This window comes from Duganella levis (assembly GCF_009857605.1).
In the GTDB taxonomy this organism is placed as follows: Bacteria; Pseudomonadota; Gammaproteobacteria; order Burkholderiales; family Burkholderiaceae_D; genus Rugamonas; species Rugamonas levis.
Map to the genome: position 1 here is coordinate 1 of NZ_WWCT01000091.1, position 340 is coordinate 340.

The window sequence follows — 340 nt, forward strand, 5'->3', positions numbered from 1 at the left end:
TGCCTGTATTCGTGGTACCCATAGGGGGATTAGCTCAGCTGGGAGAGCACCTGCTTTGCAAGCAGGGGGTCGTCGGTTCGATCCCGTCATCCTCCACCACTACCTGTTTTTACGTAAGCGACGTTGAAAAACAAGCGTTTAGGTAAAAGCAGTATCGTTCTTTAACAATCTGGAAGAAGTAAAGTTTTATTAGGTGTGTGTCGACAGATACATGCCTGGGTAGTAAAACTCATCATCACAAAGTAGTAAATGCTTGAACTATAGCCGTCAAGGTTATAGGGACAAGTGAATAAGTGCACATGGTGGATGCCTTGGCGATTACAGGCGATGAAGGACGTAG

At 45.9% G+C, this 340-nt stretch carries 1 tRNA gene; it reads left to right on the top strand.

The window, feature by feature from the left end:
- Positions 1-23 precede the first annotated feature (23 nt).
- A tRNA-Ala gene (locus tag GTP69_RS30910) sits at positions 24-99 on the top strand.
- The last annotated feature ends 241 nt before the right edge of the window (positions 100-340 follow it).